Raw genomic sequence first — 14,650 nt, 5'->3', positions numbered from 1 at the left:
TGCCACGCAGGCCGCGCCTACACCCGTACTACTCCTTCTATTATCGACAAGCTACAATCGCGCCCCTCTTATCGCCTCTCCAAGGATCGCCGATGTCCGGCCTTGAACTCATCGCCGCCGTACTCGGCGTCACCGCTGTCTGGCTCACCGTCAAGCAGAACGCCTGGTGCTGGCCGATCGGGCTGGTCATGGTGTTGATCTATGGCTGGCTGTTCTTCGAGGTGAAGCTGTACTCGGGTATGTTGCTGCAAGTGGCCTACGCCCTGTTGCAGCTGTACGGCTGGTGGCAATGGAAGCGCCCAGGCCGTGCGCACGATGCCCGCCAGGTGACACGCCTGCACACGCGCGCGCTGTGCACCGGGCTCGCACTCGGCGCACTGCTCAGCACGGCCCTGGGTGCAGCCATGGCCAACTGGACCGATGCCGCCCTGCCCTGGCTGGACGCCACGCTGACCGGCTTCAGCCTGGTCGCGCAACTGTGGATGGCACAGAAACGCCTGCAATGCTGGCCATTGTGGTTTGTGGTAGACATTGTCTATGTCGGCCAATACCTGCATCAGCAACTGTATTTCACCGCAGGCTTCTTCGCGGTGCTCACGCTGATCGCCATACGTGGCTGGCTGGAATGGCGCCGTGACCCCGCGCTGGTGCAAGCATGAAGGTGCTGGTGCTGTGCGGGCCGGAATCCAGTGGCAAGAGCTGGCTAAGTGGCGTGCTGCAGGCGCATTTCGGTGGCGTGGTGGTCGCTGAATACGTGCGCCACTTCATCGACCACGAATGCCGCGACACCTGCTACGCCGACATCCCCACCATCGCCCAGGGCCAGCTCGAGTGGGAAGACCGCGCCCGCGCGCAAGCGCCCGAACTGTTGATACTCGACACCCACCTGCTCAGCAACATGCTCTGGAGTCGCGCCCTGTTCGACGACTGCCCGGCCTGGCTGGAACAGGCCTTGCTTGCTCGGCACTACGACCTGCACTTGTTACTGAGCCCTCAAGGCGTGGACTGGGTTGCCGATGGCCAGCGTTGCCACCCCGACCTGAACGACCGTCAGCGCTTTTTCGACGACAGCCTGAAGTGGCTGCAACGCCATCAACAAGCGCTATTAGTGATTGATGGCAATTGGCCGCAACGCCAGTTGCGGGCCTTGCAAGCAGTCGCTACGCTGCTTGATAGCGATGCGCCAGCCTGCCCCACCGAGTGTTAAGCCACTGACACACCCTGGTGGGTGATAGTCCCCGCAAATGCGGGGGTTGCCCCTGTTCCGGGGGCAGTGTCAACCTCGTGAAACACCCCTGCAAAAATCCCTCCAGGCACGGCCTGTGCTGGCTTTGCCAGTGGCTGGCCAAATGCTCTGTTTCAGCGGTGATACAAAAAAAGCCGCTCTTCTTCAGCTTTTCTTCCCAACGTGTTGATTCCATAGCATTAACTGAAAGCGGCACACCTTCTGCTCTCTTCTTCGCAACGCTGAATAGGGCCAGCGCTCAAAAGAAGGAATTGCCATCGTGGGGAATCTTGATAAAGGCATTTATCGGCTCCTGCTGGTCAGTAGCATCGTCGGATCGGGTTTGAGCCTGCCTGCCCAGGCCGAGAATGGGATCATCACCATTACCCGCGATGTGCAGACGCGCAACGCGACCATCCCGCCGCTGATTCCCGACCCCAGCCCGACCACCGTCAACGCCAACCCGTCCGCGCAGATTCTCAAGCAAACCCATGAGCTGAGCGACGGCGACTTTGCCAACATCAGCAGCGGTGCTGGCATCAGCGCCCTGGTCACGCAACAGACCAACACCATTGGCGGCAACGTCACTAACCAGACGCAATTGCCCAACCTCGCCGCTGGGCGCGGCTCAGGTTCAGGCAACGGCATCTCCAACATGGTCAACTCAAGCGTGCAACGCGGCCTGGCCCCCTTGCAAATCCTGACGGGAGGCAAGTGAGATGAGGCATACGCTGCTGATCCTGGCCACGCTCTGCAGTGCGCCGGCCTTTGCGCAATCCCCCGTGATCAACAACGCCAACATCGACGATTCGGGCAGCCAATACCAGGGCAACCTCACCGTCAACCAGGCAGCCGGCGACCTGCAGCAGCAGGCTAACGCCCGCGCTATCGCCGTGGGCCATGAGGCCAGCGCCACCACCCAGATACGCCAGCGACTCGGCACCGCAGTCGACCGCAACATGGATGCCACCGCCAGCATCCAGGGCAATGCTTTCAGCCAAGGCAGCGGCGCCCTGGGCGTCAACCAGAGCGCCGGTGCCAGCACCCAGCAAGCCAACGCACTGCGCATCAGCCTCAGTACTCAACCGCAAAGCATCGACGACAGCGTCCTCATGCAACAGAACGTGGCGCTGCTCAACAACTCCGATCCAGCTGACACCGCACCCGGCCATCGCCAGGTCACGACCAGTGACCAGGCATTCACCGGTAGCCGTGGGGTGATTCAGGTGAATCAGAGTGCCGGGGTGGGAAACCGAATGGCCAACACCTTGAGCATACGGGTCGCGGATTGACCCAAACAGTTAAGAACAACACTTAACCTAAATAAAGTACGGAGAATCACCATGAAACCCTCGATGGCAATCAAGCCTCTGGTTTTCGCAATTGCTGCGGTCATGGCTGTTGCTGTACAAGCTGGGCAAAACGATCGGCGTAATGACCATCACAATGGCCACCACAACAATGGTCAGCACACGCCTCCACCCACCAAGATCCCTGTGTATGCAACGGCAAATGCTCTCGATAGCCAGCGCAGCACCGGTAATACCGTCACCAACCAAGGCACCGTCAACGAAGCCGAAATGAGCAGCTCGGCCACCGGTGCCAGCGGCAACGTCGGGGTCAACGTGGCGGCCGGTAACGGCAACCAACAAGACAACGCCGCTGCCATCGCCAACGCAGCGTCCGACTCGAGCCTGGACAACAGCTTCGTGTTCGGCACCGCCGAAGCCACTGCGGACGTTCGCCAGTTCAGCAACAACAACCGGGTCGACAACTGGTCTACCCAATCGTCTGCGGTGATGAGCGGTTCGGGTGACGGCTCCTCCGGTAACGTGGGCGTCAACATTGCTGGCGGCGACCTCAACCAACAGAAAAACACCATGGCGATCGCCAACACCAATGCGCCATTGGGTAATGCCACCGCAACCGCCTCTGCCGACCAGAACGGCCCAGGCCTGACCGTGCACAACAACGCCGACCGCACCTACCGTGTGGATACGCTGACCTTCACCACGTCGGCCAGCGGTTCGAGCTCTCGCGATGGCTCGTTCACCTCCAGCGATGACCGCAGCTCGTCCTCGAGCTTCAGCGTGGCGGGCGCCCAAAGCGCCAGCAACAATGGCTCCAGCTCCTGGAACTCCAGTGGCTCGGCCAGTTCGAACGCCAGCGGCTCCAACAGCTCCAACGCCAGCGGGTCGAACAGCGCCACTGCCAGCGGCTCCAATAGCTGGAACGCCAGCGGCTCTGCCAGCGGCAACGCCAGCTCGTCCAGCAGTGCCAGCCTGAACGCTACCCTGGCTGCTGCCGCCGATGCGACGCGCACTGTGACCACCGACGACGGCCGTCGTGAACGCACCCGTACCGACAGCTTCGATGCTTCGCTCAATGCGTCGCTCGATGCTTCGATCGACAAGTCGCATGAAAGCGCCTACGACTCGTCGTTCGAAAAAGCGTTCGACTCCTCCTACGACAAGACCCGCAACTCTTCGTACGACAAGTCTCGCGACTCTTCGTACGAGAAGTCCCGCGACTCTTCGTATGAGAAAGCCCACGATTCTTCCTACGCAAACGCTTCGGAGTCTGCGTACGAAAAATCGGGCGAAAAAGCCAATCAATCGTCTAACGACGTGTCGAAAAGCTTCAGCGAAAGCAGCTCGTATGACCTGAGCAACACCGTGTCCTTCCAAGTGCTGACCCCAACCGGCTGGGCCAACCCTGTGACCAACACTGCAACCCTGAGCGGTTCGGTGAATGGCGGCAGCGGCAACCTGGGCGTCAACGTGGCAGCCGGTGTGGGCAACCAGCAAAGCAACTCGCTGGCCATCTCCAACACCTCGTTCTAACAGCTGTAGCCTCGAGGCCCCCTACGGGGGGCCTTTTTCAACCAGAACAAGAAGGCACCCGATCATGCGTATTTTCGCCTTGGCGTTTTTGCTGTGCCTGGCCAGCGTGAGCGAAGCTGCACAAATGCCGTTGTCCGTGCTGCCCGGTGGCGCGGTGGTGTTCAAACCCATCCAGAGTGTGCGCGAGCGCAAGTTCGCCGACCTGGTGCAACAAAAAACCGACTTCAGTTGTGGCGCCGCAGCGCTGGCCACCATCCTGCGCCAGGCTTATTGGCTGGACGTGGACGAACAACACATCATCGAAGGCATGCTGGCGCACGCCGATCAAGACTTGGTGCGCACGCAGGGCTTCTCCATGCTCGACATGAAACGCTACGTGGAAAGCCTGGGCATGCGCGCCCGTGGGTACCGGGTAGCACCCGAAACCCTGACCAGCGTGCGTATCCCGGTCGTGGTGCTGATGGACATCCGTGGCTACAAGCACTTTGTGGTCATGCAAAAGGTCGACAACGGCTGGGTGTACATCGGTGACCCTGTGCTGGGCCACAAACGCTTCAAGGTCGAGGACTTCCTCAAAGGCTGGAACGGCATCATCTTCGCCGTGATCGGCCAGGGTTATGACAAGGGCAATGCCCTGCTCGACCCGCCTCTGCCACTGACTGCCAAGGGCCGCGTCAATAACTTCACCCCGGTACAGGACGCAGAGCTGCTGGATTTCGGCTTCATCAAAAGCGACTTTTTCTAACGGTTCTTCTAACGATAGGGAGCACGACGCTCCGGGAGCATCCAATGAAGATTCCATTCTGGCTAGCCGTGGCATGCCTGGCCGCCAGCCTACCGACCCACGCACAGCCGCTTACCCCCATCGAACTGAAGGATCAGGAGTTGGCGAACCTGCGCGGGCGCTACGTGATGCCGGGGCGGATCGTCAGCTTCGGCATCGTCATGACCAGCACCTGGCAGAACGCCAAGGGCGACGTGATCGGGGCATCGTCGACGCTGCAAGTGCAGCAAAACACCATCAAACCGCAGTTCTATGTGTCGATGATCGACGAAAAAGGCACCAGTGCGGCTCATTCGCAAAGTGCCAGCCCTGCGCCCGGCACCGGTGCGGTAAGCGGCGGCAGCGGCCTGAACACCACCGAAGGGGTGACCCAGGTGGTGCGTGCGGCGGGCGACAACAACACCGCCTATAACAATGTCGACATCAACGTCACCAAGGCCAACCAGGCGCCCGTGGCCCAGCCGCAGGGCCAGGCACTGACCGCAGGCTCGACCCTGGTCGGCGAAAACGGCGCAGGCGCGCTGAGCGTTTCGTCCACCGGCGTGGGCGTGCAGCTCAATATCAATGCCGCCAACAACCAGGGCAGCACCGTGCAACGCCTGGCCCAAGGGGGCCTGACGCAGAACACGACGTTGCTTGGCAACGGCAACCAGGTCAGCAACCTCACCTCCCTCAACGTCGTCATGCGCGAGAACGTACCCACGGCCGCTTCGCTGAACGGTAGCCTCGACCAGCTCAAAGGTCTTCGCACTCTCGGATACTGATCTACGCTCAGTCTCATCAAAAGTAGTCGGAAGGGACGGCATATCCATGCACCGATCGTTAACGTTCAGAGCTTTTGTCTGTTTGACTACCCTGGCCCCATCCACCGCCCTTTATGCCGCAGTCGACCCACAGGTTGAGGCCCTGAAACAAGAACTGATGGCGTTGAAACAGCGCTACGAAGCGCAGCAGCAAGCGTTGATGGTCCTTGAACAACGGGTTCGCCAGGTGGAGGAGACCCCCGCGGCGCCGCAGCCTAAACGGTTGACCAAATCCCCGGCCGAAACGGTCAAAGGCGGGCAGACCGTCGCCGCCGGGGCGCCAGGCACCACCGGTAGCTCCTATGGCCAATCGCTCAAGGACGATTCCGAACCTGCGCAAAGTGTGTCCAACCTGTACGACGAGGCCAGCGGCTTCTTCGGTGGCGGCAAGTTCAGTTTCGAAACCGGCGTCACCTACACCCATTACGACACCCGCGCACTGGTGCTTAACGGCTTCCTTGCGCTGGACTCGATTTTCCTCGGCAACATCAACCTGGACCGCATCAAGGCAGACAACTGGACCCTGGACATGACCGCCCGCTACAACCTGGCACAGCGCTGGCAGTTCGACATTAACGTCCCAGTGGTCTACCGCGAATCGACCTACTCGTCTGGTGGCGCTGGTGGTGCGGCCCCGGTCACCAGTGATGAAACCGTCACCCGCGACCCGGAAATCGGCGATATCAACGTCGGCGTTGCCTACAAGTTCATGGACGAGTCCGAAAACTGGCCCGATGCGGTAGCGACACTGCGGGTAAAGGCGCCAACCGGCAAGGACCCGTACGGCATCAAGCTGCGCGAGGTGCCAGGCAACGACAACCTGTCGGTGCCAGAAAGCCTACCGACCGGCAACGGCGTATGGGCGATTACACCCGGCATCTCGCTGGTCAAGACCTTCGACCCCGCCGTGCTGTTCGGCAGCCTGTCCTACACCTACAACATGGAAGACTCGTTCAGCGACATCAGCCCCCAGGTCAACAGCAAGGTGCCGGGTGACGTGAAACTCGGCGACTCCTGGCAAGTCGGGGCCGGTATCGCCTTTGCCTTGAACGAGAAGATGAGCATGTCGTTCTCGGTTTCCGACCAGTTTGCCCGCAAGAGCAAGATCAAGCCGGATGGCGGCGACTGGCAATCGATCAGCAACAGCGATTACAACTCAGCCAACTTCAACATCGGCATGACCTTTGCGGCCAGCGACAACCTGACCATCGTGCCCAACCTCTCGATTGGCCTGACCGACGATGCGCCAGACTTCTCCTTCAGCCTCAAATTCCCCTACTACTTCTGACCCCCAGCCGCCTGCCGGGCCTGCGCAAGCCAGCCCGGCATTTGGTTACCAGCCTTGTAGCCCGCCGTATTCCCTGGCCCAGCCTGTTATCATTCAGCACAGTTGCATGACGATTTAATGGCAAAAGGGAAGTTTTCTGTGAAGAACCTGTTCGACCACCCACGCACCCGGCTCGTCGCTTTGGCGGGCCTGGTGCTGGTGATCCCACTGGGTACGCGCGCCATGCTGGGTTGGTCCAACCCGCTCGGTTATCTGTCCGACCTGGCCCTCGGCAGCCTGCTGGTCTTGCTGCTGCACCGCCGGCCGTGGTGGCTGGCGTTGCCGGTTCTGCTGGCCTGGGCGGCGCTCTGGGTGGCGTCGGCCGAGCTGGTGAGCGCGGTGGGCAGGCTGCCCACCAGCGCCGACCTCGGCTACCTGACCGACTCCCAATTCATGGAGAACTCAACCGGCGGCGGCCTCGCGCATGGCTGGTTGCCCTGGCTTTTGGCGGCCGGCCTGCTGGGCTGGTTGCTCAGCGTCTGGAGCAGCCGCGGCCAACGTGTCGCCCCCCTGCCCCGCAAGGCCTGGGCAGTTACGCTGCTGCTGTTTGGCGCGCACTGGGGCAGCCAACACCTGGCGCCTTCCGATGCCGAGCAGTGGCGGCAGTACAACCTCTCCCATCAGTTGCTGTCGGCCGGCGTCGGTAGCCTGCAGCGCCAGGCCCTGGGCTGGGCCGGCCAGGAACAGGGGGTCACGCCCTTGCCCAGCAGTGGCCTGACCCAGTCCGACCTGCATGGCCAGAAGCTGCTCAAGGCACCGGGCAGTGCACGCAACCTGTTGGTCATCACCGTCGAAGGCATCCCCGGGGCCTACATTCGCCCCAACCGCCAGGCCCTGCATAGCCGCTTCGACGAAGACCTGATGCCAAAGCTCAGCCGTTGGGCCGAGCGCGGCATGAACACCCCGGATTATGTGCTGCACACCCACCAGACCATCCGTGGCCTGTACGCGATGCTGTGCGGTGATTACGACAAGCTGGCCAACGGCACGCCTAAGGGCGTCGAACTGCTGACCCAGAACGACCGTAACCAGGCCTGCCTGCCGGCACAGTTGCGCCAGGCCGGGTTCACCACCCACTACCTACAGGGTGCTGGGCTGCGCTTCATGGCCAAGGACCGCATCATGCCGCACATCGGTTTCGATTCGGTGCATGGCCTGGAGTGGTTCCGCAACAAGAACTACCTGGAATTCCCTTGGGGCAAGGACGACCGCGCTTTCTTCGAAGGTGCCCTGGACTATGTCGGCCAGCTGAGGAAACAAGACAAGCCTTGGATGCTGACCTTGCTGACCGTGGGCACTCACCAGCCATATTCGGCACCGGCGGCTTACCTCGAGCGCTACGACACGCCCAAGCAGGCTGCCGTCGCCTACCTGGATGATGCAATCGGCGCGTTTCTCGATAACCTCGAACGCCAGGGTGTGCTCAAGGACACCCTGGTGGTAGTCACCTCCGACGAGTCCCACGGCATAGACGGCGTGCGCCTGGCATCCTCGTGGGGTTTCAACCTCACCCTGGCGCCGGAGCAGGCGGAGCTACCCACTATCAAGCGCGGCACTTATGGCCATATCGACCTGACCACGTCGCTGCTCGACTACTTCGCCTTGCCGATCCCCGTCGCACTGGGTGGCCGCTCGCTGTACCGCGATTACGACACTGGCCGCGAGATGATCTCCTACACAAACGGCATGCTGCGTTACCACAACGGCCAAGGCGTGTTCACCGAATGCGACTTCCAGCAGCGCTGCCGACGCTATGCCAGCGAAGGTTTCATCGCCGACCAGGCGCGCTACCTCGGCACCGGTGACGACATGCTCGGCCAGCAAATTGTCACCCTAGCCGGCACCCTCGACCAGTCGCTGCTGCAAACGCCGCTCAACCTGCGCTACCAGTTCGGCGGCCCATCACCGATAAAGTTGCGCAAGCGCATTCACGATGACTGGGCCGACAACCTGATCGGTGCGCAGTACCTGGAGATGCCCGGCGGCTCGCACACCCGCGTACGGGTCAAGGTGCGCTCGCTGGACCCGCGTCGTGCGGCCTACATTCAGCTCAAGGCCAAGCAACTGGAGCAAGATGTGCCATTGGGGCTGCCAGAAGAAATCCGCGTGACGGCGGATCAGCCACTAGAGATGGAGTTCAGCTTTGACAACCCGACCGAGCGCAAGGCGTTTTCCTTCCACCTGCTGGGGTATGGCGGCGGTGCGGTCGAAGTCAGCGACTTCAGTGTTATTACCGCATTACCTGGGGAAAGTGACGTGCCGGATGAACTGACCGACGACCCTATCGCCCATTCGGGCTGACGCCAAGCCCACCGTTCATCGCACCACCTTCGATGCCTGTCGATCTGGCCCTGCCCCGCTCGACCAGTGCTGAATCCCTACCCTGGAGTCAGCACCATGAGCAGTGAAAACAGGCATGAGGTGGTCTCCCGCAGCCAGTGGCTGGCAGCACGCCGGCAGCTGTGGTTGCACGAAAAAGCCTTCACCCATCAACGCGACGAGCTGGCTGCAGCACGTCGCGCTTTGCCCTGGGTGAAGGTCGAACAACCCTATCGATTCCAGGGGCCGGAGGGCGAACTGAGCCTGGCCCAACTGTTCGCCGGGCGCAGCCAGCTTTTGCTCTATCATTTCATGTTCGCCGAGGGCTGGCGTGAAGGTTGCCCAGGCTGCTCTTTCCTGGCTGACCATTTTGACGGCGCGAACCTGCACCTGGCGCACCACGATGTATCGCTGGTGGCTGTCTCCCGGGCGCCCTACGCCGAATTCCAGGCATTTCGCCAGCGCATGGGCTGGCAGTTTCCCTGGTACTCGTCCGCAGGTAGCGGGTTCAATGAAGACTTTGGCGTCAGCGTGGGCAGCGATGGGCCTCGGCAGTACAACTATGAGCCTTATGAAGGCAGCGAAAGCGAGTTGCCGGGGCTGAGTGCGTTCTACCTTGACGCGGACGGCAGCGTGTACCACACGTACTCAACCTATGCCCGCGGGCTGGACATTCTGGTCAATACCTACAACTTCCTCGACATTGCACCGCTGGGGCGTAACGAGGCCGGGACCATGGACTGGGTGCGGCACCATGACCGCTATGAAGGGCAGACCGGCAAGGCGCATTGTTGCCATGACTGATGCAAGCCTGCCCTGAATGGTGCCCTGTAGGAGCAGCCTTGTGCTGCGAAGAGGCCGGTGAAAGCAGCGAACATTGCCTGTGTAGCCGCCGGCCTCTTCGCAGCTCAAGGCTGCTCCTACACGCGTATTGCATGCCGGCTAGCCGCGCACGCCAAGCATCCCGCGTTCGACGATGAAATCGATCACCGCCTGCAGCCCTTCGCCCTTTTTCAGGTTACTGAATGTCCATGGCCGCTGTGGGCGCATGCGCTGGGTGTCGCGCTCCATCACCTCCAGCGATGCACCGACGTAAGGCGCAAGGTCGGTCTTGTTGATCACCAGGAAGTCGGACTTGGTAATCCCCGGTCCGCCCTTACGCGGGATCTTCTCACCCTCGGCAACATCGATGACGTAGATGGTCAGGTCGGCCAGCTCCGGGCTGAAAGTGGCGCTGAGGTTGTCACCACCGCTCTCCACGAAGATAACCTCAAGGTTACCGAACTTGCGCGCCAAGGCCTCCACCGCCGCCAGGTTCATCGAGGCGTCTTCGCGGATCGCCGTGTGTGGGCAGCCGCCGGTTTCCACGCCGACAATGCGCTCAGGCTCCAGTGCACCTGCCTCGGTGAGAATGCGTTGGTCCTCTTTGGTGTAGATGTCGTTGGTCACCACGGCGATCTGATAATGATCGCGCATGGCCTTGCACAGGGCTTCGAGCAGCGCGGTCTTGCCGGAACCGACCGGGCCGCCGACACCGACGCGCAGGGGTTGTTGATAGCTTTGCATGAAGGCAGTCCTCAGGAGCGGAACAAACGGGTGTATTGGGTTTCATGTCGCGATGAAGCAATCGCCAGCAACGGCAGGCCGCCACCGAGCTGGTCATCGCCCAGGGCCAGCGCCTGGTCGAGCACGGCGGGTAAGTCCTGGCCAAGGTCGCGCAGCAAGGTTTGCGCCGCCTGCTGGCCGAACGGCACCAGCTTGACCCCGGCCATCACTGCGCCTTCGAGCCAGGCGAAGCCAATGCCCAGCGCCAACTGACGCAGCGGGATCGACCAGTAGGCGCCGAGCCAGGCCATACCGCCCAGTTGGCTGAGTTCAAGGCTGGCCCGCCAGGCGGGGTCCTGCCCCAATTGCCAGCCATCGAGCAGGCGTGCCAGCGCCGAGCCACGCTGTTGTTCTTCCAGGCGCAACTCCGCGGTTTCCCGGTTGGCCAGCAGAAAGCGGCTCCATTGGCTGAATGCTTGGGCATCCGTGGCCAGGCAGGCCTGATACAGGCGTGCCAGCACGGGCCAGTCGACGCAGCCCAGGGTGTCGTGCAACTGCTCGCGCTGCCAGGCACTGAAGCTGGCGATATCCTTCACCCAACCCGCTTCGACGGCCCATTCCAGCCCTTGCGAGTAGGTGAACCCACCCACCGGCAAACCCGGGCTGGCCAGTTGCAGCAAGCGCAACAGCGCCAGGTCGCTGTCCATCAACCGGCCAGGACCAGTGCGGCGCCGGCCAGCAGGCCACCACCGAAGGCTTTTTGCAGGCCGCTGTGGCGGCGCAGCAAGCAACCCACCGCGAACCCGGCCACCAGCAGCAGGCCGCTGACGGTCACGAAGCCAGCACTGAATTGCCAGAACGCGCTGGGCGTGGCTTCAACGCCATGCGCCCAGCCGTGAAACAGGGCGAACACCGGCATGGCCAGCGCCAGCAACAGCTGGCGGCTAGGCAGCAACAGGGCCCCGGCGGCGACCAGCAACGACACGCTGATCATCGTTTCCATGCCCAACACATCCCCAAAAAGATGGCCGCACACCGCGCCACCAAACATCGCCGCCAGGGTTGCCAAGGGCAAGGTCAGGTTGCGTCGGGTCAGCGCAGCGAGCACGCCAGTGCCCAGCAGCATCAGCAAGTGGTCCAGGCCGGTCAGCGGGTGCAGCAGGCCGTCCTGCAACGGGTTGCTGTCGTGGCCGGGGTGGGCGAAGGCCGGCACCGCCAGCATCAGCAGAAACAGGGCGAACGTCTTTTTCATCAGTGGCTCCAGGGCAGTTCAGGAATGGGCAGGCAGGCGCACGAACGGGTGGTCGTTGCCATGGCTGTGGCTATGGCTGTGCGGCGCGCTCTGGTAGGCGCCCGCCTCGGGTTCGAACGGCGCCTGTTCGGTTTCCACCGTCAAGCCCAGGCCTCGCAGCATGTCGTCCAGCACATAGTCGTGCTGGTAACGCAGCAGGCCAGGTTCGATCTGCAGCGGCACATGACGGTTGCCCAGGTGGTAGGCGGCCCGTGCCAGCAAGTGGGGGTCGGCGCAACGTACCGTCGAAACCGTTTCTGGGGCGGCCAGCACGCGAATGACCTGGCTGCCATCGGCATCGGCCAGCAGTTCACCGCCACGCAGCAGGTGGCCGCGCGCGAGCATCAGCCCGGCGTCGCGGCCGTCGTCGAGGGTTACCCGCAGGCGGCTCTTGATGCGGCTGTCCACATCCAGGGTGACGGTACCGGTTTCGGCAAGCGAGCCGGGTTCGGTGACCCGGCGAGTCAGGACTATCATCTGTGCTCCTTCAGAACAGGAAGTAACGCTGGGCCAGCGGCAGTTCGCTGGCCGGTTCGCACACCAGCAACTCGCCGTCGGCACGCACCTGGTAGGTCTGCGCATCGACTTCGATGACCGGCTGCAAGGTGTTGTGGACCATGTCGGCCTTGCGCACCCGTCGGCAGCCGTGGGCCACACCGATCAGGCTGCGCAGGTTGAGTGATTCGGCCAGGCCGCTGTCCATGGCGGCCTGCGGCAGAAAGGTCATCCGCGTGGCGTGCCGCGCCGCGCCCAGGGCGCCGAACATCGGCCGGTAGTGCACGGGTTGCGGCGTCGGGATCGAGCCATTGATATCACCCATGGGCGCGGTGACGATCATCCCGCCCTTGATCACCAAGGCGGGCTTGACCGCAAAAAAGGCCGGGGCCCACAGCACCAGGTCAGCCAACTTGCCCACCTCCACGGAACCCACTTCATGTGCAATGCCGTGGGTCAACGCTGGGTTGAGGGTGTACTTGGCGATGTAGCGCTTGACCCGGAAGTTGTCGCTGTAGCTGTTGTCCGGCGCCAGAGGCCCACGGCGCAGCTTCATCTGGTGCGCCACCTGCCAGGTGCGCAGTACCACCTCCCCTACGCGGCCCATGGCCTGGGAGTCGGACGAGGTCATGGCGAAGGCGCCCATGTCGTGCAGGATGTCCTCGGCAGCGATGGTCTCGCGGCGGATGCGCGACTCGGCGAACGCCACGTCCTCGGCGATGCTCGGGTCCAGGTGGTGGCAGACCATGAGCATGTCCAAGTGCTCGTCAACGGTGTTGACGGTGTACGGCAAGGTCGGGTTGGTCGAGGACGGCAGCACGTTGGCTTGCCCTGCGGCGCGGATGATGTCCGGCGCATGGCCACCGCCCGCGCCCTCGGTATGGAAGGTGTGGATGGTGCGGTCGCCAATGGCCGCTAGGGTGTCTTCGATGCAACCGGACTCGTTGAGGGTGTCGGTGTGGATCGCCACCTGGATGTCCATTTCCTCGGCCACGCCCAGGCAACAGTCGATGGCTGCCGGGGTCGAGCCCCAGTCCTCGTGCAGTTTCAGGCCGACGGCGCCTGCCGCGATCTGCTCGCGCAATGCCTCGGGGCGCGACGCATTGCCTTTGCCCAGCAGGCCGATATTGATGGGCAGGCTGTCGGCGGCCTGGAGCATGCGCGCCAGGTACCATGGGCCAGGGGTGCAGGTGGTGGCGTTGGTACCAGTGGCCGGCCCCGTGCCGCCACCGATGAAGGTGGTGACGCCGCTGGTAAGCGCCTCCTCCACCTGCTGCGGGCAGATGAAGTGGATGTGCGAGTCGATGCCGCCAGCGGTGACGATCTTGCCTTCCGCAGCGATCACCTCGGTGCCTGGGCCGACTGGCACGGTGACCCCTGGTTGCACATCGGGGTTGCCGGCCTTGCCAATGGCAGCGATGCGGCCGTGCTTGACGCCGATGTCTGCCTTGACGATACCCCAATGATCGATGATCAACGCGTTGGTCAGCACCAGGTCCATGGCTTCGGCCGCCAGCATCTGGCCTTGCCCCATGCCATCGCGGATGACCTTGCCACCGCCGAACTTGACCTCTTCGCCATACACGGTGAAGTCTTTCTCGACCTCCACCCACAGCGCGGTATCGGCCAGGCGCACGCGGTCGCCCACGGTGGGGCCGAACATGTCGGCATAGGCCTGGCGGGAAATACGGCTCATGCCCTGCCCTCCAGTGCGCCCATCACCTTGCCCTGGAAGCCATAGACCTCGCGCTTGCCGGCATAGGCAACCAGTTGCACGGTGCGGGCCTGGCCCGGCTCGAAGCGCACAGCGGTGCCGGCTGGAATGTCCAGGCGAAAGCCCAGCGTAGGCGCACGCTCGAACACCAGTGCGTCGTTGACCTCGTAGAAGTGGTAGTGCGAGCCGACCTGCACGGGCCGGTCGCCGTGGTTGGCCACGCTGACGCTCACCGTCGCGCGGCCGCTATTAAGCTCGATGTCGCCGCCGGCGACCTGGATTTCACCTGGGATCATGCTGGGCT

At 62.7% G+C, this 14,650-nt stretch carries 16 protein-coding genes; 10 read left to right on the top strand and 6 right to left on the bottom strand.

The window, feature by feature from the left end; genetic code table 11:
• Window positions 1-92: 92 nt before the first annotated feature.
• The 10 genes from pnuC to AB7M33_RS21905 all read left to right on the top strand — a co-directional run bounded on the left by pnuC (window position 93) and on the right by AB7M33_RS21905 (window position 10,105).
• Complete coding sequence (gene pnuC / locus AB7M33_RS21950) at window positions 93-659, top strand: nicotinamide riboside transporter PnuC (RefSeq protein WP_027594774.1); 567 nt, start codon at window positions 93-95, stop codon at window positions 657-659.
• Window positions 656-1,207 (top strand): AAA family ATPase, encoded by a 552-nt coding sequence (locus AB7M33_RS21945; protein ID WP_454243615.1) that lies wholly within the window; start codon window positions 656-658, stop codon window positions 1,205-1,207. Before pnuC ends, AB7M33_RS21945 begins: the two co-directional genes overlap by 4 nt.
• A gap of 298 nt (window positions 1,208-1,505) precedes the next feature.
• Window positions 1,506-1,943 carry a hypothetical protein gene (locus tag AB7M33_RS21940; protein WP_027594772.1) on the top strand — a complete coding sequence of 146 codons (438 nt, stop codon included), beginning with the start codon at window positions 1,506-1,508 and terminating at the stop codon, window positions 1,941-1,943.
• A 1-nt stretch (window position 1,944) separates the two neighbouring features.
• Window positions 1,945-2,517 carry a hypothetical protein gene (locus AB7M33_RS21935; protein WP_027594771.1) on the top strand — a complete coding sequence of 191 codons (573 nt, stop codon included), beginning with the start codon at window positions 1,945-1,947 and terminating at the stop codon, window positions 2,515-2,517.
• Between the two features lie 51 nt (window positions 2,518-2,568).
• Window positions 2,569-4,068 carry a heme utilization protein gene (locus tag AB7M33_RS21930; protein ID WP_454243614.1) on the top strand — a complete coding sequence of 500 codons (1,500 nt, stop codon included), beginning with the start codon at window positions 2,569-2,571 and terminating at the stop codon, window positions 4,066-4,068.
• A gap of 64 nt (window positions 4,069-4,132) precedes the next feature.
• Entirely contained in the window at window positions 4,133-4,813 is a 681-nt protein-coding gene (locus AB7M33_RS21925; RefSeq protein WP_027594769.1) for a C39 family peptidase, read from the top strand.
• Window positions 4,814-4,857: 44 nt separating this feature from the next.
• The gene (locus AB7M33_RS21920) at window positions 4,858-5,616 is read left to right on the top strand and encodes a hypothetical protein (protein ID WP_265968122.1); all 759 of its coding nucleotides are present in this window, start codon (window positions 4,858-4,860) and stop codon (window positions 5,614-5,616) included.
• A gap of 46 nt (window positions 5,617-5,662) precedes the next feature.
• Window positions 5,663-6,943 carry a hypothetical protein gene (locus AB7M33_RS21915; RefSeq protein WP_027594767.1) on the top strand — a complete coding sequence of 427 codons (1,281 nt, stop codon included), beginning with the start codon at window positions 5,663-5,665 and terminating at the stop codon, window positions 6,941-6,943.
• A gap of 138 nt (window positions 6,944-7,081) precedes the next feature.
• Window positions 7,082-9,283, top strand: coding sequence for an LTA synthase family protein (locus AB7M33_RS21910; protein WP_454243613.1), 2,202 nt, complete (start codon window positions 7,082-7,084; stop codon window positions 9,281-9,283).
• A 96-nt stretch (window positions 9,284-9,379) separates the two neighbouring features.
• Complete coding sequence (locus AB7M33_RS21905; protein ID WP_454243612.1) at window positions 9,380-10,105, top strand: DUF899 domain-containing protein; 726 nt, start codon at window positions 9,380-9,382, stop codon at window positions 10,103-10,105.
• A gap of 138 nt (window positions 10,106-10,243) precedes the next feature.
• Here the strand turns inward: AB7M33_RS21905 and ureG are convergent, their stop codons facing one another.
• The 6 genes from ureG to AB7M33_RS21875 are packed head-to-tail and all read right to left on the bottom strand — an operon-like array spanning window position 10,244 to window position 14,642.
• Window positions 10,244-10,867 (bottom strand): urease accessory protein UreG, encoded by a 624-nt coding sequence (gene ureG / locus AB7M33_RS21900; protein WP_010953755.1) that lies wholly within the window; start codon window positions 10,865-10,867, stop codon window positions 10,244-10,246.
• A gap of 11 nt (window positions 10,868-10,878) precedes the next feature.
• Window positions 10,879-11,553, bottom strand: a complete 675-nt coding sequence (locus AB7M33_RS21895) for an urease accessory protein UreF (RefSeq protein ID WP_265968116.1) — start codon at window positions 11,551-11,553, stop codon at window positions 10,879-10,881.
• The gene (locus AB7M33_RS21890; RefSeq protein WP_099429542.1) at window positions 11,553-12,098 is read right to left on the bottom strand and encodes a HupE/UreJ family protein; all 546 of its coding nucleotides are present in this window, start codon (window positions 12,096-12,098) and stop codon (window positions 11,553-11,555) included. The genes AB7M33_RS21895 and AB7M33_RS21890 overlap by 1 nt, the downstream gene beginning before the upstream one ends.
• A gap of 18 nt (window positions 12,099-12,116) precedes the next feature.
• Window positions 12,117-12,614 carry an urease accessory protein UreE gene (gene ureE / locus AB7M33_RS21885; RefSeq protein ID WP_027594762.1) on the bottom strand — a complete coding sequence of 166 codons (498 nt, stop codon included), beginning with the start codon at window positions 12,612-12,614 and terminating at the stop codon, window positions 12,117-12,119.
• Window positions 12,615-12,624: 10 nt separating this feature from the next.
• On the bottom strand, window positions 12,625-14,328 hold the full coding sequence (gene ureC, locus AB7M33_RS21880; RefSeq protein ID WP_275751362.1) for an urease subunit alpha: 1,704 nt from the start codon (window positions 14,326-14,328) through the stop codon (window positions 12,625-12,627).
• A complete protein-coding gene (locus AB7M33_RS21875; protein ID WP_027594760.1) occupies window positions 14,325-14,642 on the bottom strand; it encodes an urease subunit beta in 318 nt (105 codons plus the stop codon). The genes ureC and AB7M33_RS21875 overlap by 4 nt, the downstream gene beginning before the upstream one ends.
• Window positions 14,643-14,650: the final 8 nt, after the last annotated feature.

Source organism: Pseudomonas sp. Y3 TE3536, from assembly GCF_053629175.1.
Note: the sequence above shows the minus strand (reverse complement) of the source record. Positions and strands in the feature narration are given on the sequence as shown.

Excerpts from the sequence above, each read along its gene's own strand:
- AB7M33_RS21945 (WP_454243615.1), top strand. The coding sequence starts at position 656 with ATGAAGGTGCTGGTGCTGTGCGGGCCGGAATCCAGTGGCAAGAGCTGG.
- AB7M33_RS21875 (WP_027594760.1), bottom strand. The coding sequence starts at position 14,642 with ATGATCCCAGGTGAAATCCAGGTCGCCGGCGGCGACATCGAGCTTAAT.
- ureC (WP_275751362.1), bottom strand. The coding sequence starts at position 14,328 with ATGAGCCGTATTTCCCGCCAGGCCTATGCCGACATGTTCGGCCCCACC.
- AB7M33_RS21935 (WP_027594771.1), top strand. The coding sequence starts at position 1,945 with ATGAGGCATACGCTGCTGATCCTGGCCACGCTCTGCAGTGCGCCGGCC.
- AB7M33_RS21920 (WP_265968122.1), top strand. The coding sequence starts at position 4,858 with ATGAAGATTCCATTCTGGCTAGCCGTGGCATGCCTGGCCGCCAGCCTA.
- AB7M33_RS21915 (WP_027594767.1), top strand. The coding sequence starts at position 5,663 with ATGCACCGATCGTTAACGTTCAGAGCTTTTGTCTGTTTGACTACCCTG.
- pnuC (WP_027594774.1), top strand. The coding sequence starts at position 93 with ATGTCCGGCCTTGAACTCATCGCCGCCGTACTCGGCGTCACCGCTGTC.
- AB7M33_RS21925 (WP_027594769.1), top strand. The coding sequence starts at position 4,133 with ATGCGTATTTTCGCCTTGGCGTTTTTGCTGTGCCTGGCCAGCGTGAGC.
- AB7M33_RS21895 (WP_265968116.1), bottom strand. The coding sequence starts at position 11,553 with ATGGACAGCGACCTGGCGCTGTTGCGCTTGCTGCAACTGGCCAGCCCG.
- ureG (WP_010953755.1), bottom strand. The coding sequence starts at position 10,867 with ATGCAAAGCTATCAACAACCCCTGCGCGTCGGTGTCGGCGGCCCGGTC.
- AB7M33_RS21930 (WP_454243614.1), top strand. The coding sequence starts at position 2,569 with ATGAAACCCTCGATGGCAATCAAGCCTCTGGTTTTCGCAATTGCTGCG.
- AB7M33_RS21905 (WP_454243612.1), top strand. The coding sequence starts at position 9,380 with ATGAGCAGTGAAAACAGGCATGAGGTGGTCTCCCGCAGCCAGTGGCTG.
- AB7M33_RS21890 (WP_099429542.1), bottom strand. The coding sequence starts at position 12,098 with ATGAAAAAGACGTTCGCCCTGTTTCTGCTGATGCTGGCGGTGCCGGCC.
- ureE (WP_027594762.1), bottom strand. The coding sequence starts at position 12,614 with ATGATAGTCCTGACTCGCCGGGTCACCGAACCCGGCTCGCTTGCCGAA.